We start from the raw sequence: 25,607 nt of genomic DNA on the forward strand, positions 1-25,607 counted from the left end.
TAGGAACATACGTTAAATTCTACTCACACCAGACAGTTACTGGCATATGCAATTTAACATTCCGACGTGTCTTACCCTGTTTCGAGTTGTACTGATTCCATTCTTTGTGCTGGCATTTTATCTGCCTTTTCAATGGGCACCATTTGCCACTGCATTGATCTTTGTCGTTGCCGCCGTGACTGACTGGTTTGATGGTTTTCTTGCCCGCCGCTGGAAGCAAACTACGCGTTTTGGCGCTTTCCTCGATCCCGTGGCTGACAAAGTGATGGTGGCCATTGCGTTGGTACTGGTCGCCGAGTATTTCCACGCCTGGTGGATTACCTTACCGGCAGCGACCATGATTGCGCGCGAAATTATTATCTCAGCCTTACGTGAGTGGATGGCGGAGATTGGTAAGCGCAGCAGCGTGGCGGTTTCCTGGATTGGCAAAGTGAAAACCACGGCGCAGATGTTCTCCCTGTTCGCCTTGCTGTGGCGTCCAGACGCAACCGTAGTGGGCGTGGGCGTGGTGGCACTGTATATCGCCGCGGTGCTGACCTTCTGGTCAATGTTCCAATATTTAAGCGCCGCACGCGGTGATTTGCTCGATAGCTGATCGATGCGATTTAAAAAGCAGCAAACGGACGCGCTGTGTGGATAATTCTATTGACTCATTGCGTCAGATAAGTAGAATGCATCGCATCGAACGGCAGCGAGTCTGCAAGAAGCTGAATAAAATCAGCGAGTTCGGTGAATTGCGGGAATAGCTCAGTTGGTAGAGCACGACCTTGCCAAGGTCGGGGTCGCGAGTTCGAGTCTCGTTTCCCGCTCCAAAATCTGTTTTAGTTAGTAGTAACCTCTTTGCGGGAATAGCTCAGTTGGTAGAGCACGACCTTGCCAAGGTCGGGGTCGCGAGTTCGAGTCTCGTTTCCCGCTCCAAATTTAGTCCTCCGTTGTTAACGGATGACACATCAGAATAAAGGCGCGTTGGCAGAGTGGCCATGCAACGGATTGCAAATCCGTCTACCTCGGTTCGACTCCGGGACGCGCCTCCAATTTACACCCTGCCCGGGTGGTGAAATCGGTAGACACAAGGGATTTAAAATCCCTCGGCTTATGGCTGTGCGGGTTCAAGTCCCGCCCCGGGTACCATATTTAGTAGTCGCTAAAACCAAATAAAATCAAAGCAATATGCAGTAATGTCGTGACCGCCCAAGGGCGGTTTTTTTGTGCCTGCAATACACTTCCGAATACCCATTCCAGTATCAATCCACGATATCAACTGCTCAGCGGCTCAACGGCTCAACAGCTCAACGGCTCAACAGCTCAACGGCTCTCGGGCACGATTAACCTCAGGCTTGCGGTTGCCCCACAGGCCCTTTGCTCATCGGCCCGCCCGGAATAGGCTGCTCGGTGGGCACGTTGGGGCGTCCATCTGGCCCAATTGGCCTGTCGGATTGCTGGCAGCCTATTAACGTTGCCAGACAAGTGATAATCATCATCCCAGCGAAAAAATGCTTCATCAAAAACGTCCTTTCTTCGGGCAACCCAGCGTTGCCTCCTAAGCGTAGTTGATCTCTCGCTGACTCAAGCACATAAAAAAGCTGTCAGCTCGTTGGAGATGACAGCTCAGAAACTCATCATTCTGGATGAAGTGACTCAAACTCACTTCATTAAAATCATCACCCCAGGTTACCGCTCAGGCGATCGCGGAAATCGCTACTGCGGTTATCCAGTCCGATGACGGTGACTGTTGCACCGTGACGTTGATAGCGGTATTCAATGGCATCCAGTGCCGCGACGCTGGATGCATCCCAGATTTGTGCATGCGTCAGGTCAATGGTGACGACTTTCGGATCGTGGCCGTAATCGAAATGTTCGAATAAATCATTGCTGCTGCCAAAGAACAGCGGGCCGCGCACCGTGTAATAGACCTGTTCACCGTCATCGCTTAACTTGCGCTCAGCATGGATAACATGGGCAATACGACGTGCAAACAGCATCATGGCGAGGATGACGCCAATCAATACGCCCAGCGCCAGGTTGCCAGTCCAAACGGTGACCACAACCGTCAGGGCCATCACCGAGGTTTCTGACCACGGCATACGTTTTAGCGTGGCGGGTTGCAGGCTGTGCCAGTTAACAGTTTTCACTGCGACCACCATCATGATGGCCGCGAGGACCACCATAGGAATCTGCGCCATGATCTGACTCAGTCCGGTGACCAGCAGCAACAGCACAATACCTGCCGCAATGGTTGAGATGCGCGTGCGTGCTTTGCCCAGCTCAACGTTAACAATGGTCTGACCGATCATGGCACAGCCAGCAATACCGCCATAAAAACCGGCCAAAATATTACCGACACCCAGTGCCCAGGACTCGCGGCGCTTACCTGAAGGCGTATCGGTAATATCGTCCACCAGTTTGGCGGTGAGCAGAGATTCCATCAAACCCACGAAGGCGATACTCAGCGCGGTAGGCCAGACAATCTGTAACGTCTGTAAATTAAACGGCACCAGCAGCGTGGTAAATCCGGGCAAGCCTGAACTCATTGGCCCTTCATCGCCAACGTTAGGCAAGCGATAACCCAGCAACAACGCCACCCCGGTGACGACGACAATGGCGACCAGCGGTGACGGGACGCTTTTCAGGATTTTGGGTAACAGCAGCACAATCGCCAGGGTCACGGCAAACAGCACCCATACCAATCCCGATTGCCCCCAGACGTGGGGAACCTGCGCGAAGAAAATCAGAATGCCCAACGCATTCACAAAGCCCAGCATCACTGAACGCGGAATATAGCGCATCATGCGGGACAGCCCGGCAAGACCAAAAATAATCTGAATGATACCGCCGAGGATTACCGCAGGAAGAATGTATTCAACCCCATGCGCGTGCACCATCGGTCCAATCACCAGTGCCACCGATCCCGCTGCTGCCGTGACCATGGCTGGGCGGCCACCTAAAATCGACAAGGTCAGACACAGCACCACCGAGGCGACAAGGCTCACTTTGGGATCGACACCCGCAATAACAGAAAAGGAGATCACTTCCGGGATCAGTGCCAGTGCGGTAATCACTCCCGCCAGACACTCACGGGTAAGCAGCGCAGGCGAGCGTAAAACGCTGCCCACGGTAATATCGTTCGCCGCAGGGGCGTGTTCTGTAGATCGGCTCATAAATGTGCAGGCTCTTTTATTATTTTGCGCATACCGTCACGGCATGGCAGCAACCAGTTGGACACTAAACGCGGATGATGTTAGCGGGCATTGAGGGATGAAGCTAGCGGGAGAGCGAAGAAGAGAGTGAGTCCGTCCCTGGAATCCGGTATTACACCGAGAGATCGTCAGGCGTTTTGTTAACCACCAGTTCGAGAAGATGACGATAAATATCCAGTTGGATCACATCATTTTCCATCTCAAGGCGATTAATCAGCGAAGCGATGATGGCTTTATTGGTGACCGGCATGCCGGCTTGCAGGATTTCAGCGATGATCTGCCCGAAAACTTCCATCTCGGTGCTGTCGCTGTTACCGGCGAGTTTAAAGTAGTCAGCGATAGCGTCACTGCTGGTGGCGGCGTTTTGCATGTATGAAGCCCTTCAGATCGGTCTGATGGCAACCTGGCCTTCAGTTCCATGATGAAAAAACTTACGCGCGGACAGGCGCGTAAGACCCAAACTCATCAACCAACGCAAAAAAGACGCCTCTGAAGGTGGAAATCCAAAAACACCTTCAGAGGCGACGCAAAGTGCATCATTCGTTACGGAGCCAGTCGCTGGCTCACGGGAAATAAACTTATACAATGAACCCTAACTTGTACAATGATATTTTTGAGGGATTTGTGCTTATTATTATTTATCAGTGATTTAAATAATTTGATTTACGCGAAACTTATACAAAATAGCTGTACAGGGATAGGCTTTGTGGCAGGCCGTATCTATTTGAGAACTGAGTGGAAGGGCAGAGGCGCGCGAACTACAGTGCTAATTTAAGCAAACTTTTCATCAGGCTGACACTTTGTTTATAATAACGCACTTGTTTAGTTAGGTCTCTAATCATTAGGCTACTACGTTTTGAGTGACTATCCGCAACCTTTTTCGCGTTTATTACATCTTACGGCACATGCATGGCGGCTGGCAGTCGATCGTCGCCTTAAAGAGAGTGGCTTAAGTATGAGCAGCTGGATGGCCATCGCGACAGTGGCCACGGCCACGGAGCCGCCGACCCAGAAAGCGCTGGCCCAACTGTTGGGATTAGAAGAAGCGAGCGTGGTGCCACTGGTAGATCGACTGGTAAAACAGCAGTTACTGGCGCGCGTGCAGCCGAATGAGGATCGCCGTAAACGCCTGCTGGTGTTGACCGAGCAGGGCAGCGTCGCATTTGCTGAAGTGAAAACCCAGGCAGACAGCTTGCGCGCACAGTTGCTGGCAGACATCGATCCTGAAGCGCTGGCAGTGACCGAGAAGGTTTTGCAACAGCTGCTGGCTCGACTGGGAAGTATCTAATCGTGGCAAAACGCAATCCTTATGCACAACGTGAATGGCTGCCTCATGAAAAACCGATGCTGCCGGGTTCACCTTCCACCCCAATCCACTCGCCCTCAAAGCGCGTGGCGTTTGGCATTATTGGACTGCTGATCTCCATCACCGGCGCGCTCAGTAATGCGCTGGTGACGGCCAATCTCACCAATCTTCAGGGCACCTTTGGCGCTTACAGCAATGAGATTGCCTGGCTGCCGGCTGTCTACGTGATGGGCAACATTTCCATCAACCTGCTGCTGGTTAAATTTCGTCAGCAGTTTGGCCTGCGGCTGTTTACCGAAGCTTTTCTCGTGCTTTACGTCATCGTGGCGTTCTTCCATATCCTGGCCAACGATCTCAGTTCCGCCATTATTGTGCGCACCGCTCACGGGATGGTGGGCGCGGCGCTAAGCTCCCTTGGTATCTATTACCAAATTCAGGCCTGGCCGGCGAAACACCGACTCAAAGCCCTGGTGATCGGCATCACCGCATCGCAGTTGGCGATCCCGCTCGCCCGTTTGTTCTCTACCGAATTGCTCCAGCTGGAAGAGTGGCGCGGTCTTTATCTGTTTGAGTTAGGGCTGGCGATGATAGCGCTCGGTTGTGTTTTGGTGGTGAAGTTGCCGCCGGGCGATCGTATCAAGACCTTTGAAAAGATGGATTTTGTCACCTTTATCCTGCTGGCACCCGGCATGGCACTGCTGTGCGGCGTGCTATCGCTGGGCCGCATCGAGTGGTGGTTTACCACGCCGTGGTTGGGTATTTCATTAGCCCTTTCGTTGGTGCTGATTGTTGCGGCAGTGGTGGTGGAACATAACCGCACGAATCCGCTGATTAACACCCGATGGCTGAGTAACGCCATGATTGTGCGATTGGGCATTGTGATGATCATGATGCGCATTGTGTTGGCTGAGCAAAACACCGGCGCGGTGGGCTTCCTGCAACAGCTTGGGCTGCTGAATGACCAGATGCGTGGCCTGGCTTTAGCGATTATCGCTGGGGTGATTTTTGGCATGATCGCCAGTGCATTGACCATCAAACCGACGCATCTCAGTTGGCCCATCGTCACCTCGCTGGTGGTGATGATCATCGCCTCGTACATGGATGCACAATCCAGCCCAGTGACACGCGGCAACAATTTGTATGTCAGTCAGTTTTTACTCGGCTTTAGCAGCGCGTTCTTCCTCGCGCCCGCGATGCTGTTAGGGATTGGCGGTGTGGTGACGCAGCCGAAAAATCTGGTGAGTTTTGTGGTGCTGTTTGGCATGAGCCAAAATCTGGGCGGGCTGATTGGCTCGGCTATACTCGGCACCTTCCAGACGTGGCGGGAGAAGTACCACTCCAGCCTGCTGGGCGATCAGCTGTCACAGCTTGATCCCAATGTCATCGAGCGCCTCAGCCAATACAGTTCACTGTTTAGCAGCCAGTTGCCCGACAACGTTCTGCTCAGCGCGCAGAGCAGCAGCCAGCTACAAGCTGTGGCCACACTCCAGGCTAACGTGCTGGCCTACAACGACACCTATTTATTGACTGCCGCGATGGCGCTGATCACCCTGATGTGGGTGCTGTGGCGATTGACGCGGCTGCGTTATATCAACTGGCGTCAGGCACGCCATAATTTGACGGAACAGCGTCAGCAAGCTTCAAACCCGACGGAGAATTCATGAGCCAACAGGACGATATTCAGGCTGCGGAGCGCGAACGCGCCAACCGCCGACGCATTCTTTCCATCGCTTTCGGCAGCGGCATAGTGATCGTTGGCGTATTGGTGATTTTATACGCCTGGCAGCTGTGGCCGTTTACCAGCACGATTCAGTCAACGGAGAACGCCTATGTGCGCGGGCAGGTCACCTTTATCAGCCCGCAGGTCAGCGGCTATCTGACCGACGTGAATGTGGTGGATTTACAACCGGTCACCAAAGGGCAGTTACTGATGACCATTGACGATCGTATCTATCGCCAGCGCGTGCATCAGGCGCAAGCGCAGCTGGATATGAAAATCGCTGCGCAAAACAATAACCAACAGCAACGCCGCAGTGCGGAAGCCAATATTCTCAGCAATAAAGCTGCGCTGGAGAATGCCAAAGCCCAGGCGCTGAAAAGCAGCCTTGACCTGAAGCGTGTAGAAAATCTGGCGGCCGATGGGTCGCTCTCCGTGCGTGAACGTGACGCGGCGCGTGCCGCTAACGCGCAGGCGCAAGCGCAACTTCGCCAGGCAGATGCGCAGGTTGCGGTATCGCAGCAGAGTTTACAAACGGTCATAGTGAATCGCGGTTCACTGGAAGGTGATGTCGCCAGCGCTAAAGCCGCACTGGAACTGGCCAATATCGATTTGGCCAACACGCGCATCATTGCGCCGGATAGCGGACAACTGGGTCAATTGTCGGTGCGTAAAGGCACTTATGTTACGGCAGGCACACGCCTGACCTCAGTGGTGCCGGACAACAAGTGGGTGATCGCCAATCTGAAAGAAACACAGCTGGCACGTGTGCGACCAGGATTACCCGTGACGATTCGGGTTGATGCACTGGACGGCAAGCGTTTTGACGGCCGGGTTGAATTTATTTCCCCCGCCGCCGGTTCGGAATTCAGTGCAATTTCACCGGACAATGCCACCGGTAACTTTGTGAAGATCGCACAGCGTATTCCGGTACGTATTCAAATCCTCGGCGATACTGAAGAATTGCGTCCCGGCATGTCGGTTGAAGTCAATATTGATACTGCAGCAGAGCCGCACAAGGATGCGCCATGAAGCGGTTAATCCTCGCCTCGCTGATGACGTTGATGGTCAGCGGCTGCGCGACAGAAGTGGAAAAGGCCCCATCATCCTTACCGATCCCGGACAGTTGGCGCCAGCAGGTTGGCCCATCGGCAGCACCCGAAGCACAGTGGTGGCAACGCTTTGGCGACGATAACCTTAACCGCTTAGTGAACCAGGCGTTGCAACATAACAGCGATATCCTGATTGCCCGTTCACGGGTCGATCAGTACCGCGCGCAATTGCGTGCTGCGCAGGGGGATAATTTCCCCACGCTATCCGCCGGGGTTGCCGCCACACACCAGCGCGCATTGTCGGCAGTAACCGGGCAACCGTATGAGAATGCCGTCTTCCAGGGACTGCTGCAGGCAAACTATGACGTGGACCTCTGGGGCAGTCGCAGCAACAGCATTCTTGCCTCGCAAGCGTCTCTGGATGCCCAGCGTGCTGCAGCTTCCGCGGCTGAATTAACGGTGGCCAGTTCGGTGGCCTCCGGTTACCTCAGTTTGTGCGCGCTGGACGAACAATTGCGTGTCACCGAAGCGACGCTGGCCACGCGTGAAAACTCGTTAAATCTGGCGCAGCGCCAGTTTGAAACCGGCTATACCTCACGACTGGAGTGGATGCAGGCGGCATCGGAATATCAGACCGCCAAAGCGCAGGTGCCGCAGTTACTGCATCAAATCGAACAACAAGAGAATGCACTCAGCGTGCTGGTGGGCATGAATCCGCGCGAGATTGCCCGTACCCGCAACTTCGACCATATCAAACCGCAGACGCTGCCGGCGTTGTTGCCGTCTCAGCTGCTCAACCGCCGCCCGGATATCGTGCAGGCACAGCGTCAGTTGATTGCCGCGGATGCCTCGCTGGCTTCGGCGCAGGCCGATTTATTGCCTTCACTTAATCTGACGGCGACCGGCACGCTGCAAAGTTTTCAACTGCATCAGTTACTCGACAATCCCTTCCGCCTGTGGAGCATTGGCGGCAGCATTCTCGCACCGCTATTAAACCGCGAAGCACTGACGGCGCAGGTGGATGTGGCGATGGCCGCACGTAACCAGGCGCTTTATGGCTATGAGAAAGTGGTACGCGGTGCCTTTTCGGATGTGGATAACGCGTTGGATGCCATTCGCCGCAGTGAGGAACAGCTGACGGAATTGCAGAAGCAAGAAGGCTATGTGACAGAAGCATACCGCATCGCACGTAATCGTTATCAGAACGGTTATGCCTCTTATCTGGATGAACTGGACGCGCAGCGCACCTTGTTTAACACTCAGCTCAATATTGTCTCAGTGAAAAACACTCTGTTGCTCGCACAAATCGATCTTTACCGATCGCTCGGCGGCGGCTGGCAGGGCTAAACATCATGCCACAAGCCGGTTTTGTGGCAGATTTTACGCTGTAAACCCGGCAATTTCTGCTTTTGCCATGAAATGAGGCGCTGCTTAAGTCATTCGTGCTTTTTTTTACTTGTCTTTACATATAGTGGTATTATTCGCGCGCTTTACAAAGTCTGAACGGATCAGTGCAAGTTCAATTACGCACACGGTCGCCATTAGTGGTGATTGGCTACGACAGGGGAAAAAAAGGAAATGATGAATAAAAAAGCGGCGCTTGCCTTAATCGTGACAGCGGCATTAATGACGGGTTGCGCACCGCGCACCGCGCCCATTCAGAACGTGAGCCAGACCGTTGGGCAGAGCTACACGGATAGTCAAATGCAGCGCGCCATTGTTGAAGCCGGTGCGGCCAACCACTGGGTGATTTCCCCGGCAGGCCCAGGCGTGATGAACGGTAAGCTGTCCGAGCGCGGTCATACGGCCGACATTCGCATCACTTATGCTGCAAACAGCTACCGCATTGATTACGTGAGCAGTACCAATCTGAAAGCGGGCAGTGGCCAGATCCATCGTAACTACAACCGCTGGATTCAGAATCTGAACCAGGGTATTCAGACGCGTCTTGCGGTTCAGGCCGTAAAATAAGCGCCATGCGTGATCGCTGACATAATGTTTTAAAGAAAGCGCTAACGCTGCCGAAAGAGAAAACAGGCGGGCCACGTGCCCGCCTTGTTAATCGGCGACATTCGCATGAGACGGATGACGGACTCGAACGCAAGCAGGGAAGGGATGCCGCACAGCGAAAATCTGACCATCCCTGAGGCTGAAGAAAGAATACAGGTATGAAACTCGCTTACACCCTGGTTGACTGGCACGCGATTGCACCAGGTCACAGCACTGCCGATGAGTGGCAGCACTGGGCCGGACAGCAAACCGCGTTGGACGCCACCCTACCGATCGCCAAACCCCAATTTTTGCCGATGATGACTGCACGCCGCCTGAGTGCGGGCAGCCGTGCGGCTGTGGAAAGCGGGCTGGCGCTACTGGCACGTCAAACGGTGGATGCCATTGTGTTTACCAGCCGCCACGGTGAGCTGGAACGTAATCTGCGCATACTCACGGCGTTAAAAGATCAGCAGGCGCTCTCTCCGACCGATTTTGCCATGTCCGTACACAACTCTGCGGTGGGGAGTTTAACCATTGCGGCGCGACAGCCGCTGGTCTCTTCGTCAATTTCAGCGGGCATGGACAGTTTTCAACAGGGTTTGCTTGAGGTCGCGGCTTTGCATCAGGCGGGCTACGCGCAGGTGCTGCTGGTGGATTTTGACGGCGTTGTACCTGCCTATTATCAGCCGTGGCTACCCGAAATTGACCGCTTCAACGCCCCTTACGCGGTGGCTTTGTTGCTGCAATCTGGCAATGAGTGGCGCTGCACAGCAGAGCCCGCGCGCCCCGCAGCCGAGACTTTGCCGCAAAGTCTGCAATTCCTGCAGGCGATGTTGCAAGGTGACGAACGAATGACGATTGCCGGTAAACGTCACCTGTGGCACTGGGAGCGTCATCATGGCGGATAATTCGTTAGCCCTGCGCTGGCGTGCTGGCTGCAACTTTTACTGGCGACTGGTGATGACTGCCGTGAGTTTTACGCTGTTCAGCGTGGGCGGTCTGCTGCTGTCTGTGACCTGGTTTAACCTGCTGTTGCTGATTCAGCGCGATGGCCTGCGTCGTCGTCAGATTGCACGCAGCAGCATTGCCTGGAGCTTCCGCTGTTTCCTGCGCTTTTGTCGCTTTGTCGGTGTCTACGATTATCGGATCATTGGTGCGGAGCTACTGCGCCAGGATCGCGGCTGTCTGATTGTCGCCAATCATCCTTCGTTAATTGATTATGTGATGATTGCTTCGGTGCTTCCGGAAATGGATTGTCTGGTAAAAGCCGAACTGCAGCACAATATTTTTTTTAATGGCGTCATCAAATGTGCCGATTACCTGATTAACAGCGAAGCCGATACCTTGTTGCCCGATAGCCAGCAGCGTTTAGCGCGCGGCGATACCATCCTGATTTTTCCTGAAGGGACGCGTACCCGTTATGGTGAACCGTTAAAGCTGCAACGCGGTGCCGCCAATATCGCGGTGCGTGCCGGATGCGATCTGCGCGTGGTACATATTAGCTGCACCCAGCGTATGCTCGATAAGCAAAGTCGCTGGTATCAGATTCCGCTGGTTAAACCCGTTTTTACTGTACGCGTACAATCGCGTATTGATAGCCAGGCCTTTAGTGAAGCCGAAGAAGATGCGCAGCCGCTCGCCGCGCGTCGCCTGACGCGTCACCTGCAACAGGCGCTGGTCCCTGAAGAGACAAAGTAAGTTATGCAAGCACTGATTGACGACATCAAACTGATGATTATCGACACGCTGAATCTGGAAGATATCAGCCCGGACGATATAGAAACCGACGCACCCTTGTTTGGCGAAGGGTTGGGACTCGATTCAATCGATGCCCTTGAGCTGGGACTGGCGGTGAAAAATCGCTTCGGCGTACAGCTTTCCGCAGAAAGCGAAACCTTACGCGCGCACTTTTTTTCCGTGGCCACGCTGGCCGCGTTTGTTGAACAACAGCAAGCCTGAGAACAGTCAAAATGATGAATAAAGACGAAATTTACCAGGAAGTGGCCTCGCTGCTAACCTCGCTGTTTGAAATTGATGCCGATGATATCCGCCCGGATGCCCGTCTGTATGAAGACCTCGAACTCGACAGCATTGATGCGGTGGACATGGTGGTGCACCTGCAAAAGCGTACCGGCCGAAAAATCAAACCTGAAGCCTTCCGTGCGGTTCGCACCGTGCAGGATGTGGTGGATGCCGTCGATCAACTGATGCGCGACGAAGCCTGATTTCCGGCATGCCAGCCTTTCTGCGCCTGATAAATGGTCTGGCCCTGCTGGCCTGGCCGTTTCTGGTGTGGCTTGCCGTCACCCATCCGCAATGGCGCGGCGTGATTGCTGTGTTAGCCCTGCTGTTTGGCTGGCGCATCTGGCAGTTACGTCATGCGCAGGGCGCGATGGGGCGAGTGATGCTGTCGCTGGCGCTGGTGGGGACCTTACTGTGCCTCGCCAGCATGCTGTTGCGCAGTCAGCATTTGTTGCTGTGGTATCCGGTGGTGGTGAATGGGCTGATGCTGCTGCTGTTTGGCACATCTTTGTGGAGCCCGATGCCGCTGGTCGAGCGTTTAGCGCGGCTGCGTGAAGCGGATTTCCCCGCGCGGGCCGTGCGCTATACGCGGCGCGTGACACAGGTATGGTGTGGATTTTTCATTATTAATGGCAGCGTGGCGTTGGTCACTTGCCTGCTCAATGATCTCTCGCTGTGGACACTCTGGAATGGGTGCATCAGCTATCTGCTGATGGGCACGCTGATGGGCGGCGAATGGTTGCTGCGTCAGCGTATGAGGAACAAGGCATGAAGGTGGTGAGTATCCGCGACTGGCTGGCTGCGCCGGATCGCGTGGTGGCCTGGCAAGGGCAGCAACAGCATTGGTTATCGGAGATGCGTCAGCAGGTGCTGGCGTTAATGGAAAAACTCCAAAGCCAGCCGGGTCAGCACTGGGCGTTGTGCTTCGATAACAGTTATCACTTCACGGCGGCGCTGCTGGCGTTATGGCACGCCGGTAAAACCCCGGTGATCCCCGGACATTGTCGGGCCGCGCAGCTGGAAGAGATGGCAGAACAATTGGATGGCGTGATCAGCGATATGCCGCTGGCGGTGTCCCTGCCACAATTGCGCTGGGACGGTGCACTGGCGCTGGGCGAACTGCCTGCCATCGCCGAAGATGCCGAACTGGTGCTATTCACCTCCGGTTCCACCGGGACGCCGCGTCGCGTGGTGAAATCACTGCGTGCACTCGATCTTGAAGCGCAATGGCTGGCAGCGTTATGGGCCGACCGTCTGCAGCAATGCCACGTGATTGCGTCAGTGAGCCATCAACATCTGTATGGCCTGACGTTTCGCATTGTGTTGCCGATGGCGCTGAGCTTGCCACTTGCCGCTCAGCAAATTTTTTACGGTGAACAGCTCGCCGATCAGCGTCGCGATCGTCGCTATGCCTTTATCAGTAGCCCGGCTTTTTTGCGTCGCCTGGATTCTGCCCTGGATGCACCTTCATGTGCGCTGATTGTTTCGGCTGGCGGGGCATTGCCCTGGGCTGATGCACAGCACGCTCAGCGCGCCTTTGAGTGTGCGGTGGATGAGATTTACGGCAGCACCGAAACTGGCGTGATCGGCTGGCGCTGTGTGCAGGCGGAAAACGCCCCGTGGCACTGTTTCCCCCAAGTTAAGCTGGTACAGCAGGAAGCCGGCTGGCGGGTGTTTTCAGCTCTGCTGGAAACCCCTGAAGGTTGGCCGCTCGACGATCGCATCGTGCAACAGCCCTCCGGCGTATTTCAGCTGGCGGGGCGTCAGGATCGGGTGGTGAAGATAGAAGATAAGCGCGTTTCACTCAGTGAGATCGAGCGAAGACTGCTGGCCTTACCCGGCGTAGAAGACGCGGCCGCTCTGGCGATTCAGCGTCACGGACGCCAGGCGATTGGCGTGGTGCTGGCTTTGCCGGACACGCTGGATGCCGCAACGCTGACCCAACGCAAGAAACAATGGAAAATCGCGCTACAACCCTGGCTGGAGCCAGTCGCCATGCCGCGTTACTGGCGTGTCGTCAACGCGATTCCGGTTACGGCGCAGAGTAAACGCGCCTGGCCCCAAATTGAGGAACTGTTTGATGTTGCCGGTTGAACTCAACGCCCTGCAGCAGGGCGCAACAATGACGCTGCGCCTGCATGCTGCCGCGGATCTGTTTTGGTTCCGCGGCCACTTCCCGACCTTACCGATTTTACCCGGCGTGGCGCAGCTCGACTGGGCTTTACATTACGGCCTGTCACGCCTGGCCATCGGTAAACACTTCCGTTCAATTGAGAACATCAAGTTTCAGCAGCCGGTGCCGCCTGATGCGAAGCTAGAGCTGCAGCTGAGCTGGCAGGAAGACAAATCACTGCTGAGCTTCAGCTACAGCCTGATTTACGCGGACAGCACTGAGATTGCCAGCAGCGGGAAGATTCGCCTGTGCTGAATGCGCCTTTCAAACCCTGTGTGCTGATTCCCTGCTACAACCACGGCGCCATGCTGGCCTCGGTGCTGGCGCGGCTGGCTCCCTTTAATCTGCCGGTGATTATCGTCGATGACGGCAGTGATACGCAGACTCAGCAGCAGATCGCTGACCTTGAGGCTCCACAGCTGGATATCCTCACCTTACCGGTTAATCAGGGCAAAGGTGCGGCGGTAATCGCCGGGATGCGCCGGGCCGCCGCAGCAGGATACAGCCACGCGCTACAACTCGACGCGGATGGTCAGCATCAGGTGGAAGACACGCCGCGCATGCTGGCGGAAGCGGAAAGCCATCCCGATTGCCTGATCTCCGGCCAGCCTGTTTACGATGATTCCATTCCGAAATCCCGCTTGTATGGCCGTTACATCACCCATTTTTGGGTGTGGATTGAAACGCTCTCCTTCTCGCTAAAAGACAGCATGTGCGGTTTTCGCGTCTACCCGCTGCAACCTTCATTGGCACTCTGCGATCGCCACCCGATTGGCCAGCGCATGGATTTCGACACCGAAATCATGGTGCGACTCTACTGGCAGGGCACGCCGAGCCGCTTTATCAGCACGCGCGTCACCTATCCGGAAAGTGGCCTGTCACATTTTGATGCCTTGCACGACAACCTGCGTATCTCATGGATGCACACGCGCCTGTTCTTTGGCATGGTGCTGCGCATCCCACAGTTACTGAGCCGGGGTAAAACGGCGCAGCACTGGGCCGCCACGCCCGAACGTCGGGGTCAGAGCGGGTTGCGTTTTATGCTGTGGTTGTATCGTCGCGCCGGGCGGCTGCCGTTTGTGCTGTTGCTATGGCCGGTGGTGGCGGTTTACTGGTTGAGCGGACGTGAGGCGCGTACCGCTTCTCAGCAATGGCTGACGCGGGTGCAGGCAGAAGCCAGTAAACAGCAGATTGCCCTGCGGACGCCGATCAATAGCTATCGCCACTTTCTGCGCTTTGGTTACAGCATGCTGGACAAAGTCGCCAGCTGGCGCGGAGAGGTGCAGTGGGGACGCGATATTGATTTTGCGCCGGGTGCCGAAGCGGTCATCCGTGCTGCGGAGGGCAAAGGACATTTGATCCTCGCGTCGCATCTGGGTGATATCGAGGCCTGCCGCGCCATGGCAAAGCAGGTCAGTGGGCTGGTGATCAATGCGCTGGTGTTTACCGATAACGCCCAGCGCTTTCGCGAGGTGCTGGAGAGCATTGCACCGCAGGCCGGGGTGAATCTGATGCCGGTCACCGATATCGGCCCGGATACGGCCATCCTGCTGCAGCAAAAACTGGATGCCGGGGAATGGGTGGCGATTGTCGGCGATCGTACCGCCGTGCATCGTCAGCGCGGGGGCGAACGCCGCGTGGTGTGGAGTGCATTTATGGGCCGTCCGGCACCGTTTCCGCAGGGGCCTTTTGTCCTGGCCGCCGCCTTACGCTGTCCGGTGCTGTTGATGTTTGCCTTACGGGAACAGGGCAGACTGCGAGTGCATTGTGAACCCTTTGCCGATCCGATCCTGCTGCCGCGCGCCCAACGACAGGCGGCGCTGCAGGCCACGGTGGATCGCTATGCCGAACGACTGCAGCAGCATGCGCTGATGGCGCCGCTGGACTGGTTTAACTTTTACGATTTCTGGACGTTACCAGAGGAGAAGAGCCGCGATGAGTGAACATATCTGGCGCGCTGAGGTTGAATTAACCGTGTCGTTCCACGACTGCGACCCGATGGGCGTGGTGTGGCACGGCAACTATTTCCGCTTTTTTGAAGTGGCGCGTGAAGCGCTGCTGCGCAGCATCAACTACAGCTACGGTGAGATGACCGCCAGCGGTTTTGTCTGGCCAGTGGTAGATACGCGTGTCAAATATCGCCAGCCGTTACGCTGTGAAGAGGTGATCCGCGTGGAAGCCCGCATTACCGAATACGAAAACCGCCTGCGTATCGATTATGTCATCCGCAATGTGGCGGGCCAGATCACCACCAAAGCACACACGCTGCAGGTGGCGGTTGATGCGGCAAGTCAGGAAATGAATTTCGTTTCACCCGATATTTTATTTGAACGCCTGGGAGTCAAACCGTGATCAGAACTCTTTGTCTGATGCTGACGTTGCTGTGTGCCAGCGCACAGGCCATCACGTTGGATCAGCTGCAGCAGCGTTTTGCCAGCCAGCCGGTGATCCGCGCCAACTTCGAGCAGGTGCGTACCATTTCTGGTATGTCGCAGCCGCTGGTGTCGCGTGGCCAGTTATTAATCGCCCAGCAACAAGGTTTGTGGTGGCATCAGGCCACGCCGTTTGTGATGACCTTGATTCTCGATGATAAGCGCATGGTGCAGAGCATGAGCGGTCAGCTGCCGCAGGTGATCACCGCCGACAGCAATCCGCAGATGTTTCAGTTCAATCATCTGCTGCGCGCCTTGTTTCAGGCCGACGAAAAGGTGCTGCGCGAGAATTTTGAACTCGATTTCCATGATAAAGGGAATGACCAGTGGCAGCTCAGCCTGACGCCTAAGGCGGCACCGCTGAACAAAATCTTCAATCGCATCGATCTACAAGGTGCAGCCTTCCTTAACAGCATTACGCTGGATGATAAGCAGGGCGATAAAACCGCCATCACCTTAAGTGATACCCGCACCAAGCCGAAACAACTGACTGATGAAGAGCGAGCGCGTTTTGCCCCAGCGCAGTGAGAAAACCGCTGCGCTGCTGTGGCTGGCGGTTTGTCTGGCATTGGCGGTGGCCCTGGCCATCCTGTTGCCGCGCAGCCAGCTGAACAGCAGCGTGCTGGCTTTACTGCCGCAACAAAATCTGGGGCAGGCACCCGCTGAAATCCAGCAAGGCTTTATGCAGCGGCTGGATCGTCAGCTGGTGTGGCTGGTGAGCGCCGATAACGATCACGGCGATGAAGCGGCAGAGTGGTGGCAAGCGCAGCTGCAGGCGCTGCCGATGCTGAAACAGGTGAGCGGTGCGCTGGATGATGACCAGATGCAGCGTTGGGGCACCTACGCCTTCCAGCATCGTAACGGCCTGATCGATCCGTTAACGCGCGCCCGTCTGCAAAACGGCGGTACGGCACAAGCCGACTGGATTCTGGCGCAACTGTTTTCAGCGTTTGCCGGTGTGAGCAGTAAAGAAATTCAAAACGATCCGCTGATGCTGGTGCGTGGCGCGCAGCTGGCACTGCAGCAGAATGCCAGCAAAATGGTACTGCATAACGGCTGGTTAACCGTGAATGACGCCCAGCAGCGCCGCTGGTATTTCCTGCACGGTGAACTGGCGAGCAATGCCTTTAGCATTCAGCAAAGTCATCAGTTGGTGACCGCCCTCAACCAGCTTGAACAGCAGTTAAAAACGCGCTGGCCAGATGCGCAGCTGTTAACGCGTGGCACAGTGCTGTTTAGCGATGATGCCAGCCAGCGCGCGCAGCATGATGTCGAGACGCTCGGCAGCGTCACACTGGCCGGCTTGCTGCTGCTGGTGTGGCTGGTGTTCCGCTCGCTGCGGCCCCTGGCGCTGTGTGCGCTCTCGGTGGCGATAGGCGCGATGGCGGGTACGGTGCTGACCTTGATCTTTTTTGGTGAGCTGCATCTCACGACTTTAGTGATGAGCCTCAGCATTGTCGGCATCTCTGCCGATTATACCTTGTACTATCTGACGGAACGCATGGTACACGGCGAACAAAACACGCCGTGGCAAAGCCTGCATAAAGTGCGCGCCACGTTACTGCTGGCACTGGGCACCACGGCGATTGCCTGGTTGCTGATGCTGCTGGCACCGTTCCCCGGTTTGCGCCAACTGGCGGTGTTCGCCGCCAGCGGGTTAAGTGCATCTTGCCTGACGGTGATCTGTTTTTATCCATGGCTGGTGCGTGGCCTGCCGGTGCGACCGATTCCCGGTATGGTGTGGCTGGCGCGCTGGTTAGCGGCATGGCGCCGCAACACGCTGTTAAAAGTCGGATTGCCACTGCTGGTGGCGCTCTATGCATTGAGCGGCATGATTCAGCTGCGCGTCGATGACGATATTGCTCATCTGCAGAGCGCTCCGGCTAAATTGCTGGCTCAGGATCGGCAACTGGCACAGCTCACGGGACAACAGGCCGACCAAACCTGGTTCGTGGTGTGGGGGGATAACGAGCAGCAGGCATTGCAACGTCTCAGCGCACTGACACCCAAGCTACAACTGGCGCAGCAGCAGGGCTGGATGGCAGGTTATCGCGTATTGCCGCTTAATTCGCTGGATCAGCAACAGCAGGATCTGCAGCTGTTGCAGCAGGCTGCGCCGAATATCCTGACGCGGTTAAAACAGGCGGGAATCACGTTAGCCAATGCCGATCTTGCGGCGATGCCAGTCAATGCCGATGACTGGCTGGCAAGTCCGCTGAGCGAGGGCTGGCGTTTGCTGTGGTTGTCGCTGCCGGATGGACGCAGCAGCGTGCTGGTGCCGGTCAATGGCGTGAAAAACAGTGCGGCGTTACTCGATTTAGCAACGCAGCAGGCGGGCGTGAGCTGGGTCGATCGCAAAGCCAGCTACGATGAACTGTTCCGTTTCTGGCGTACGCTGCTGAGTGGCCTGTTGGCGCTGGCGTTGTTGCTGATCACCGTCAGTTACATCGTGCGCCTTGGCCTGCAAGCGGGTTTACGCAGCGCCTTGCCTTCCTGGCTGTCGCTGGCGGCAGCGCTGGCAACATTAGGCTGGATTGGCGCCAGCCTGAACTTATTTGCCTTGCTGGCGCTGATTCTGGTGCTGGGCATCGGCATCAATTACACGCTGTTCTTCAGTAATCCGCGCGGTACGCCGCTGACCTCTATGCTGGCCGTCACGCTGGCGATGATGACCACACTGCTGACGCTGGGCATGCTGGTGTTCAGCAGCACAGCGGCGATCAGTGGTTTTGGTACGGTGCTGTGCAGCGGGATCTTTTGTGCATTCTTGTTAGCGCCGCTGGCGCTGGCACCAGGGAAAAGGAAGCAACGATGAAAACAGGTGCTTTGTTGTTGATGCTGAGCCTGCTGTTAAGCGGTTGTGCGCAGCATGACAGCCCATCCGAACGGCCCACCGCGTGGCTGAAACCGGGCGTGCGCGTCACGTTGCCTGCGCCGGGCATTTCACCCGCGTTTCAGCAGCAGCAACTGCTGACCGGCCACGCCAAAGGTAAAACCCAGTCACTGCTGGTGCTGTTAAGCGCCGATTCACAGCAAATCAGCCTGGCGGGTTTGTCCTCGCTGGGCATTCGCTTGTTCCGTGTGACCTATGATAAAAACGGGATTCATACGCAGCAGATGATGGCGCTGCCCGAAATGCCGCCAGCCAGCCAGGTGCTGGCAGATGTCATGCTGAGCCACTGGCCGCTGAGTGCGTGGCAGCCGCAGTTGCCGCCAGGCTGGCAGTTGATCGACAAGGGCGATCGTCGTGAGTTGCGCGATCCTGCCGGTAACGTGGTGACGTTGATTCGCTACCTGCAACGGGGAACCGTACGTGAACCGATCAGCATCGATCAGCGCGCCTTCGGTTATCAAATTCAAATCCAGCATCTGGACGCATCGTCATGATCTACATTTCGGCGTTTGGCATGGTGAATGCGCTTGGCAACTCATTGGAGCAGATTGCCGCGCAGTTAACCTCAGGCCACGCACCCGGCATGCAGCCGCGCGAAGGCTGGTTGCAGCAAGGTAAAACCTGCTGGCTGGGCGAGGTGCCGGGCGAACTGCCAGCTGTGCCCGCCGCACTTGCCACGCATAACACGCGCAATAATCAGCTGCTGCTGGCGGTGCTGGCGCAGATCCGTCCGGCCGTGGATGCGGCGATTGCCCGCTTTGGTGGTGAACGTGTCGCGGTGGTGCTGGGCACCAGTACCTCGGGCGTGGACGAAGGCGATCGTCAGGTTGACAGAGGCTTACCGGGTTACGATTACCGCATGCAGGAGTTGGGCGATCCGTCGCGTTTCCTGGCGCACTACCTTGAACTGGACGGCCCGGCGTACACGATTTCTACTGCCTGTTCCTCCAGTGCACGCGCGTTGATCAGTGGACAGCGCTTGATTGAGGCCGGTCTGGTGGATGTGGCGCTGGTGGGCGGTGCGGATTCATTGAGCCGCATGCCAATAAACGGTTTTGCCAGCCTGGATTCGTTATCCGAACGCCAGTGTGCACCGTTCAGCGCAGAACGTGACGGTATTTCTATCGGTGAAGCGGGGGCGCTGCTGCTGCTGACGCGTGAGCCGCAGTCGCTGGCGCTGCTTGGTGCGGGTGAGTCATCAGACGCATGGCATATGTCGGCTCCGCATCCAGAAGGCATTGGCGCCGAGCAAGCGATGAAGATGGCGCTGAAGCAGGCCCAATTGCAGCCGCAGGATATCGGCTACATTAATTTGCACGGCACCGCGACACCACTCAACGATCAGGTCGAGTCGGGCGTGGTTCATCGTTTGTTTGGCGATAGCGTGCCCTGTAGTTCCACTAAGCACCTAACGGGCCACACGCTCGGCGCGGCGGGTGCGACCGAGGCGGCGCTGGCGGCACTCATCGTGCAGCAGAATCTGGCGTTACCGGCGCAGGATTTTAGCGCCACTACCCTGGATAGCACGCTGCCGGTTTGCGGACTGCTGACTTTGCCACAGCCGCTGGCGCGTCCCATCATCGCCTCAAACTCTTTTGCCTTTGGCGGGAACAACACCTGCCTGATTGTAGGAAAGCCTCATGACTGATTTTCTGCCGGTGGGCGACTATCTGCCGCACCGTGCACCGATGCTGCTGCTGGATCGCGTGATTCAGGTCAGCGACGAGCGTGTGGTGTGTGAAGTGACCATCAACCACCAGGGCGTACTCGCGCCGTTTCTTAATGCGCAGGGCGAGCTGCCCGCGTGGTTTGGCGTCGAGATCATGGCGCAGACCGTTGGCGTCTGGTCTGGCTTTCATGCCCGACAGCGCGGCGATCGGAATATCCGCCCCGGCATGTTACTGGGGGGACGCGGCTATCGTGCCGCTGCTGCCACCTTTGCCGCAGACAGCACGCTGCGGGTGGAAATGCATCTGCTGATGCGTGACGACAAGCTCGGTAGCTTTGAAGGCGAGATCCGCAGTCAGGATACGGTCCTTGCCAGCGGTCGGCTGAATACCTATCAGCCGGATGAACAGGAACTTAACCAATTACAACAAGGGATGCAGGCATGACGCGCAGCGTATTAGTGACCGGCGCCAGTAAAGGGATTGGCCGCGCCATTGCGCTTCGCCTGGCGCAGGATGGTTTCAACGTGGTGGTGCATTACCACCGTGATGCAGCGGGTGCACAACAGACGCTGGCGGACATCACGAATGCGGGCGGAGTGGGGCGCACTCTGCAGTTTGACGTGGCCGATCGCGAAGCCACACGCACGGCAATTGAAAACGATATCGCCGAACACGGCGCCTATTACGGCGTAGTGAACAATGCCGGTATTACGCGTGACGGCGCTTTCCCGGCCCTGACCGAAGATGAGTGGGACAGCGTGATCCACACCAACCTCGACAGCTTCTACAACGTGATTCATCCCTGTGTGATGCCGATGATTGGTCTGCGTAAAGGCGGCCGAATCGTCACCCTATCCTCGGTGTCCGGTATCATGGGCAATCGCGGTCAGGTGAATTACAGCGCGGCCAAGGCAGGGATTATTGGTGCCACCAAAGCGCTGGCCATCGAGTTAGCAAAACGCAAAATCACCGTGAACTGTATCGCGCCAGGTTTGATTGACACCGGCATGACGGATCTGGAGCCGATGGTGATCGACGAAGCGCTGAAAATCATCCCGATGAAACGGATGGGCGCGGCTGAGGAAGTCGCCGGGCTCGCCAGCTATTTGATGTCGGATATTGCGGGCTACGTAACGCGTCAGGTGATTTCAATTAATGGAGGTATGCTGTGATGCAGCGGGTCGTGGTAACCGGAATGGGGGGCGTCACTGCCTTTGGTGAAAACTGGCCAGCGGTGGCTGCGCGCATTAAGCAGGGGCAAAATGCAGTGCGTAAAATGCCGGAATGGCAGATTTACGACGGCTTACACACCTTGCTCGGTGCCCCGGTCGATAACTTCGAACTGCCTGCGCACTACACGCGCAAACGCATTCGTTCGATGGGGCGAGTGTCGCTAATGGCGACGCGCGCCACCGAGTTGGCGCTGGAACAGGCCGGCTTGATCGATCACCCGGTGCTGACCAGCGGGGAAACCGGTATTGCCTATGGTTCATCTACTGGCAGCACCGGCCCGGTCAGTGAATTTGCCACTATGCTGACAGAAAAACATACCAACAACATTACCGGCACCACCTATGTGCAGATGATGCCGCATACCACGGCGGTGAACGCCGGGCTGTTCTTTGGCCTGCGCGGCCGGGTGATCCCGACTTCCAGCGCCTGCACCTCGGGCAGCCAGGCGATTGGCTATGCGTGGGAAGCGATCCGCCATGGATATCAAGCCGTGATGGTGGCGGGCGGTGCGGAAGAGTTGTGTCCTTCCGAAGCGGCGGTGTTTGACACGTTGTTTGCCACCAGCCAACGCAACGATGCACCGCATTCTTCACCGTCACCTTTTGATCAGCATCGCGATGGGTTGGTGATTGGCGAAGGCGCGGGAACCTTGATCCTCGAATCACTGGAGCATGCCCAGGCACGCGGCGCCACCATTTACGCCGAACTGGTGGGTTTCCACACCAACTGTGATGCGGCGCATATTACCCAGCCGCAGCGTGAAACCATGCAGATCTGCATCGAACGCGCGCTGAAAACGGCGGGTGTGACGCCGGAGCAGATTGGCTATATCAACGCCCATGGCACGGCCACCGATCGCGGCGACATCGCTGAAAGTCAGGCCACCGCGGCGATTTTTGGCAATGACACGCCAATCTCCTCGCTGAAAAGCTATTTTGGTCACACGCTCGGTGCTTGTGGTGCACTGGAAGCCTGGATGAGCATTGAGATGATGCGAGAAGGGTGGTTTGCGCCCACGCTGAATCTAACGCAGCCCGCCGCAGAGTGTGGCGATCTGGACTATATCATCGGCGAATCACGCTCGATCGATACCGATTATATTCAATCCAACAACTTTGCCTTCGGGGGTATCAACACCTCACTGGTGTTTAAACGTTGGCGCGACGCCTGAATTCCCGTCTGTCAGCGGCTTCAATAAGTGAAGCCGCGAAGCCTAAATTCCCACACAGTCAGCGGTTTCAATCAACGAAGTCACAACGCCTAAATCCCCCAGACTGACGGCGGTTTCAATAAACGAAGCCGCGGTACTCTTATTTTTACCGGCCTTAAATCCCCACATTTTCTGAGTGAAATTACAGTGGTCAGGGCAATTAGCGCAGGGTGTTTTCGTTTTCTTAACAAATAAGCGCATCTGACCACGCTGAGTTGAGGAAGTTCAGCGATTTTGCTTGCTTTCGTAATAACACTCCGCATAATCGCAAACCGTAATAAAAATGATTATCAATATATTTCGTATCAGGGGATATCCATGCGTACTTCGCCTTTCAATCCCGGACTGAAACCGACGCTGCTTGCTGTTCTGGTCAGTGCCGGTTGTTTGCCAGTGATGGCTGCTACCACCAACACCACAACGTCTTCAACCGCGGCCAAAAACGAGCAGCAGACGCTGACTGTGACCGCAACGCCACAAGCTGACTTCAAATCCGGCGGCAATGATTTAGTACCCGCGTACCTCGACGGGCAAATCGCCCACGGCGGCCGCCTCGGCATGCTGGGTGAGCAGAATGCCATGGACGTGCCGTTTAACGTCATCGGCTTCACCTCGAAAATGATTCAGGATCAGCAGGCGAAAACCATCGCTGACGTGGTGCGTAATGACGCAGGCGTTCAAAATGTTAAAGGCTACGGTAACTTTGCCGAGGCTTATCGCATCCGTGGCTTTGAATTGGATGGCGACGACATGACCTTCGGTGGTCTGGCAGGCGTGGTGCCGCGTCAGGTGATGGACGCTTCCCTGATTGATCGCGTCGAAATTTTCAAAGGCGCTAACAGCCTGGTTAACGGCGCGGCGTCATCTGGCGTCGGTGGCATGATCAACCTTGAGCCGAAGCACGCGGAAGATACGCCGATTACCCGCGTTGGCGTGGATTACACCTCTTCTTCTCAGGTCGGCGGAACGCTGGACGTGGGTCGTCGTTTCGGTGATAACAACCAGTTTGGCGTACGTTTCAATGCAGTTCATCGCGAAGGTGAGACTGGCGTCGATGGCGAAAAGAAACGCACCACGGCAGCATCATTGGGCCTGGATTATCGTGGCGATCGTCTGCGCACCTCACTGGACGTGGGCTATCAGAAAAAGACCTATCATGATGCGCTGCAAGGCGTGAAATTCGGCGACTTCATTCCAGAAGTTCCCTCCAATTCGCATAACTACAGCCAGAAATGGGTGTATAGCGATATGGAATCCGAATTCGGAATGGCGAAAGCGGAATACGATATCACCGATAGCTGGACGGCCTATGCCGGACTGGGTGCGCAGCACGCCCACGAAACCGGTAACTATGGTTCGCCAACGGTTACCGACACTAATGGTGATGGCACTATCAGCAGCTTCTACTCCAACCGCATACAGGACAACATGAGCGGTATGGTGGGTCTGCGCGGTGATTTCCACACCGGTTTCGTCAGTCATAAAGTCAATGTGGGCTATTCAGCATTAACCACCAATGCCAAAAACGCCTACAACATGTCGCTGGTCGGCACGCCGTTCAACATATACAACAGCGGTGATGTTGCAGAGCCGGCAGCGACCTTCGCCGGTGGTAAATTCTCAGATCCGCTGACGACAGCCCGCACACGTACGCAAGGTTATCTGCTGAGTGACACATTAGGCGTGTTTGACGATACGCTGCTGTTCACCGTGGGTGCGCGTCATCAGAAAGTGGTGGTGCGTAATTATGCTTACGGAACAGGCGCGGAAGATGTCAGTTCTCGTTATACCAATGATCGCTGGATGCCAACTTACGGCGTGGTTTATAAGCCGTGGAAACAGGTGTCCTTCTACGCGAACCACACCGAAGCGTTACAGCCAGGCAGCGTGGCACCTAACACCGCGACTAACTATGGCAGCGTAACGGGTGTTGCACACTCCAAGCAAAACGAAATCGGGGTGAAAACCGACTTCGGTCGTATGGGCGGATCGTTAGGTCTTTTTGAAATCAAGAAACCATCAGGCCTGTTAAACAGCGACGGCGCTTATGTGATGGATGGCGAGCAGCGTCACCGTGGGCTGGAAGCCAACGTCTTTGGTGAGCCGGTTCTGGGTCTGCGCTTGAATGCCAGTGCGACCTGGATCGATCCAGTGATGACGAAAACCTCCGGCGGCACCTATGATGGCAAACAGGCTATCGGTGTGCCTCGTTACAACTATGTGCTGGGTGCTGAGTACGACATCAAGCCTGTTGATGGTTTGACCGCGACAGCCATGCTGAATCACTCCGGTTCGCAGTATGCTAACTCAGCCAATACGTTGAAACTGGGTAGCTATACCACGCTCGATTTGGGTGTGCGTTACCGCATGAAGGTCAGCCAGAACGATCTGGTCTGGCGCGTGGGTGTGGATAACGTGACCAATGAGAAATACTGGGCCAACGTAGATGGTACTGGCACCTATCTGGTGCAGGGCGACCCTCGCACCTTGAAAGTCTCCATGAGCTACGATTTCTAATCCGGCTCTTAACAGGGACGCCATTGCGTCCCTGTTGTCATTTCATACTGAAATAATTCTGTACCTTGCCACGCATTCCATTACACTCAGTGCGGCAATCCCGCGCACAAAAGTCTTTTGTTATTGAGTCGACATGAGTTCACCCGCGCCACCTGACGATCACGACGAGCCTTTACGACAATCTCTGGATGAT

Annotated in this window: 26 protein-coding genes and 4 tRNA genes; 27 read left to right on the forward strand and 3 right to left on the reverse strand. The window is 56.0% G+C overall.

Annotated elements, in window-relative coordinates; all coding sequences use genetic code 11:
- Positions 1-46: 46 nt before the first annotated feature.
- The 5 genes from pgsA to CRO33_RS21835 all read left to right on the forward strand — a co-directional run bounded on the left by pgsA (position 47) and on the right by CRO33_RS21835 (position 1,131).
- Entirely contained in the window at positions 47-595 is a 549-nt protein-coding gene (gene pgsA, locus CRO33_RS21815; RefSeq protein WP_034820295.1) for a CDP-diacylglycerol--glycerol-3-phosphate 3-phosphatidyltransferase, read from the forward strand.
- A 141-nt stretch (positions 596-736) separates the two neighbouring features.
- Positions 737-812 (forward strand) — tRNA-Gly (locus CRO33_RS21820).
- A 30-nt stretch (positions 813-842) separates the two neighbouring features.
- Positions 843-918 (forward strand) — tRNA-Gly (locus tag CRO33_RS21825).
- A gap of 42 nt (positions 919-960) precedes the next feature.
- Positions 961-1,034 (forward strand) — tRNA-Cys (locus CRO33_RS21830).
- 11 nt (positions 1,035-1,045) lie between these two features.
- Positions 1,046-1,131: transfer RNA gene (locus CRO33_RS21835), tRNA-Leu, on the forward strand.
- A gap of 200 nt (positions 1,132-1,331) precedes the next feature.
- Here the strand turns inward: CRO33_RS21835 and CRO33_RS24650 are convergent.
- From CRO33_RS24650 to CRO33_RS21845, 3 genes are all read right to left on the reverse strand, one after another.
- On the reverse strand, positions 1,332-1,502 hold the full coding sequence (locus CRO33_RS24650; RefSeq protein WP_176505809.1) for a hypothetical protein: 171 nt from the start codon (positions 1,500-1,502) through the stop codon (positions 1,332-1,334).
- A 159-nt stretch (positions 1,503-1,661) separates the two neighbouring features.
- On the reverse strand, positions 1,662-3,158 hold the full coding sequence (locus CRO33_RS21840; protein WP_097119576.1) for a SulP family inorganic anion transporter: 1,497 nt from the start codon (positions 3,156-3,158) through the stop codon (positions 1,662-1,664).
- Between the two features lie 151 nt (positions 3,159-3,309).
- Positions 3,310-3,567, reverse strand: coding sequence for a biofilm/acid-resistance regulator YmgB/AriR (locus CRO33_RS21845; RefSeq protein WP_097119577.1), 258 nt, complete (start codon positions 3,565-3,567; stop codon positions 3,310-3,312).
- A 486-nt stretch (positions 3,568-4,053) separates the two neighbouring features.
- On the opposite strand from CRO33_RS21845, the gene CRO33_RS21850 reads away from it, so the two are divergent.
- From CRO33_RS21850 to CRO33_RS21955, 22 genes are all read left to right on the forward strand, one after another.
- Positions 4,054-4,485, forward strand: coding sequence for a MarR family winged helix-turn-helix transcriptional regulator (locus tag CRO33_RS21850; RefSeq protein WP_097119578.1), 432 nt, complete (start codon positions 4,054-4,056; stop codon positions 4,483-4,485).
- Between the two features lie 2 nt (positions 4,486-4,487).
- Entirely contained in the window at positions 4,488-6,167 is a 1,680-nt protein-coding gene (locus CRO33_RS21855; protein ID WP_097119579.1) for an MFS transporter, read from the forward strand.
- Positions 6,164-7,252, forward strand: a complete 1,089-nt coding sequence (locus CRO33_RS21860) for an HlyD family secretion protein (protein WP_097119580.1) — start codon at positions 6,164-6,166, stop codon at positions 7,250-7,252. Before CRO33_RS21855 ends, CRO33_RS21860 begins: the two co-directional genes overlap by 4 nt.
- Positions 7,249-8,619, forward strand: coding sequence for an efflux transporter outer membrane subunit (locus CRO33_RS21865; protein ID WP_097119581.1), 1,371 nt, complete (start codon positions 7,249-7,251; stop codon positions 8,617-8,619). The genes CRO33_RS21860 and CRO33_RS21865 overlap by 4 nt, the downstream gene beginning before the upstream one ends.
- 231 nt (positions 8,620-8,850) lie before the next feature.
- Positions 8,851-9,243 (forward strand): hypothetical protein, encoded by a 393-nt coding sequence (locus tag CRO33_RS21870; protein WP_097119582.1) that lies wholly within the window; start codon positions 8,851-8,853, stop codon positions 9,241-9,243.
- Between the two features lie 197 nt (positions 9,244-9,440).
- The gene (locus CRO33_RS21875) at positions 9,441-10,172 is read left to right on the forward strand and encodes a beta-ketoacyl synthase chain length factor (RefSeq protein WP_097119583.1); all 732 of its coding nucleotides are present in this window, start codon (positions 9,441-9,443) and stop codon (positions 10,170-10,172) included.
- The gene (locus CRO33_RS21880; protein WP_097119584.1) at positions 10,162-10,962 is read left to right on the forward strand and encodes a lysophospholipid acyltransferase family protein; all 801 of its coding nucleotides are present in this window, start codon (positions 10,162-10,164) and stop codon (positions 10,960-10,962) included. Before CRO33_RS21875 ends, CRO33_RS21880 begins: the two co-directional genes overlap by 11 nt.
- A 3-nt stretch (positions 10,963-10,965) precedes the next feature.
- A complete protein-coding gene (locus tag CRO33_RS21885) occupies positions 10,966-11,223 on the forward strand; it encodes a phosphopantetheine-binding protein (protein WP_034820252.1) in 258 nt (85 codons plus the stop codon).
- Positions 11,224-11,234: 11 nt separating this feature from the next.
- A complete protein-coding gene (locus CRO33_RS21890) occupies positions 11,235-11,489 on the forward strand; it encodes an acyl carrier protein (RefSeq protein ID WP_034820249.1) in 255 nt (84 codons plus the stop codon).
- An 8-nt stretch (positions 11,490-11,497) separates the two neighbouring features.
- Positions 11,498-12,058 (forward strand): hypothetical protein, encoded by a 561-nt coding sequence (locus CRO33_RS21895; RefSeq protein WP_097119585.1) that lies wholly within the window; start codon positions 11,498-11,500, stop codon positions 12,056-12,058.
- Positions 12,055-13,380 (forward strand): AMP-binding protein, encoded by a 1,326-nt coding sequence (locus CRO33_RS21900; protein ID WP_097119586.1) that lies wholly within the window; start codon positions 12,055-12,057, stop codon positions 13,378-13,380. Before CRO33_RS21895 ends, CRO33_RS21900 begins: the two co-directional genes overlap by 4 nt.
- Positions 13,367-13,714, forward strand: a complete 348-nt coding sequence (locus CRO33_RS21905; RefSeq protein WP_097119587.1) for an ApeI family dehydratase — start codon at positions 13,367-13,369, stop codon at positions 13,712-13,714. Before CRO33_RS21900 ends, CRO33_RS21905 begins: the two co-directional genes overlap by 14 nt.
- Positions 13,708-15,402, forward strand: coding sequence for a glycosyltransferase family 2 protein (locus CRO33_RS21910; protein ID WP_097119588.1), 1,695 nt, complete (start codon positions 13,708-13,710; stop codon positions 15,400-15,402). The genes CRO33_RS21905 and CRO33_RS21910 overlap by 7 nt, the downstream gene beginning before the upstream one ends.
- On the forward strand, positions 15,395-15,811 hold the full coding sequence (locus CRO33_RS21915; RefSeq protein WP_097119589.1) for an acyl-CoA thioesterase: 417 nt from the start codon (positions 15,395-15,397) through the stop codon (positions 15,809-15,811). Before CRO33_RS21910 ends, CRO33_RS21915 begins: the two co-directional genes overlap by 8 nt.
- A complete protein-coding gene (locus tag CRO33_RS21920) occupies positions 15,808-16,419 on the forward strand; it encodes an outer membrane lipoprotein carrier protein LolA (RefSeq protein ID WP_097119590.1) in 612 nt (203 codons plus the stop codon). The genes CRO33_RS21915 and CRO33_RS21920 overlap by 4 nt, the downstream gene beginning before the upstream one ends.
- Positions 16,385-18,706, forward strand: coding sequence for an MMPL family transporter (locus CRO33_RS21925; RefSeq protein ID WP_097119591.1), 2,322 nt, complete (start codon positions 16,385-16,387; stop codon positions 18,704-18,706). The genes CRO33_RS21920 and CRO33_RS21925 overlap by 35 nt, the downstream gene beginning before the upstream one ends.
- On the forward strand, positions 18,703-19,278 hold the full coding sequence (locus CRO33_RS21930) for a DUF3261 domain-containing protein (protein ID WP_097119592.1): 576 nt from the start codon (positions 18,703-18,705) through the stop codon (positions 19,276-19,278). The genes CRO33_RS21925 and CRO33_RS21930 overlap by 4 nt, the downstream gene beginning before the upstream one ends.
- Positions 19,275-20,432 (forward strand): beta-ketoacyl-[acyl-carrier-protein] synthase family protein, encoded by a 1,158-nt coding sequence (locus CRO33_RS21935; RefSeq protein ID WP_097119593.1) that lies wholly within the window; start codon positions 19,275-19,277, stop codon positions 20,430-20,432. Before CRO33_RS21930 ends, CRO33_RS21935 begins: the two co-directional genes overlap by 4 nt.
- Positions 20,425-20,898, forward strand: coding sequence for an ApeP family dehydratase (locus CRO33_RS21940; RefSeq protein WP_097119594.1), 474 nt, complete (start codon positions 20,425-20,427; stop codon positions 20,896-20,898). Before CRO33_RS21935 ends, CRO33_RS21940 begins: the two co-directional genes overlap by 8 nt.
- Positions 20,895-21,626 carry a 3-ketoacyl-ACP reductase FabG2 gene (locus CRO33_RS21945; protein ID WP_034820202.1) on the forward strand — a complete coding sequence of 244 codons (732 nt, stop codon included), beginning with the start codon at positions 20,895-20,897 and terminating at the stop codon, positions 21,624-21,626. The genes CRO33_RS21940 and CRO33_RS21945 overlap by 4 nt, the downstream gene beginning before the upstream one ends.
- Positions 21,626-22,858, forward strand: a complete 1,233-nt coding sequence (locus CRO33_RS21950) for a beta-ketoacyl-ACP synthase (RefSeq protein WP_097119595.1) — start codon at positions 21,626-21,628, stop codon at positions 22,856-22,858. The genes CRO33_RS21945 and CRO33_RS21950 overlap by 1 nt, the downstream gene beginning before the upstream one ends.
- Positions 22,859-23,215: 357 nt before the next feature.
- Positions 23,216-25,414, forward strand: coding sequence for a TonB-dependent receptor (locus CRO33_RS21955; protein WP_058959611.1), 2,199 nt, complete (start codon positions 23,216-23,218; stop codon positions 25,412-25,414).
- Positions 25,415-25,607: the final 193 nt, after the last annotated feature.

The organism is Pantoea sp. GL120224-02 (assembly GCF_900215395.1).
Lineage (GTDB): Bacteria > Pseudomonadota > Gammaproteobacteria > Enterobacterales > Enterobacteriaceae > Pantoea > Pantoea communis.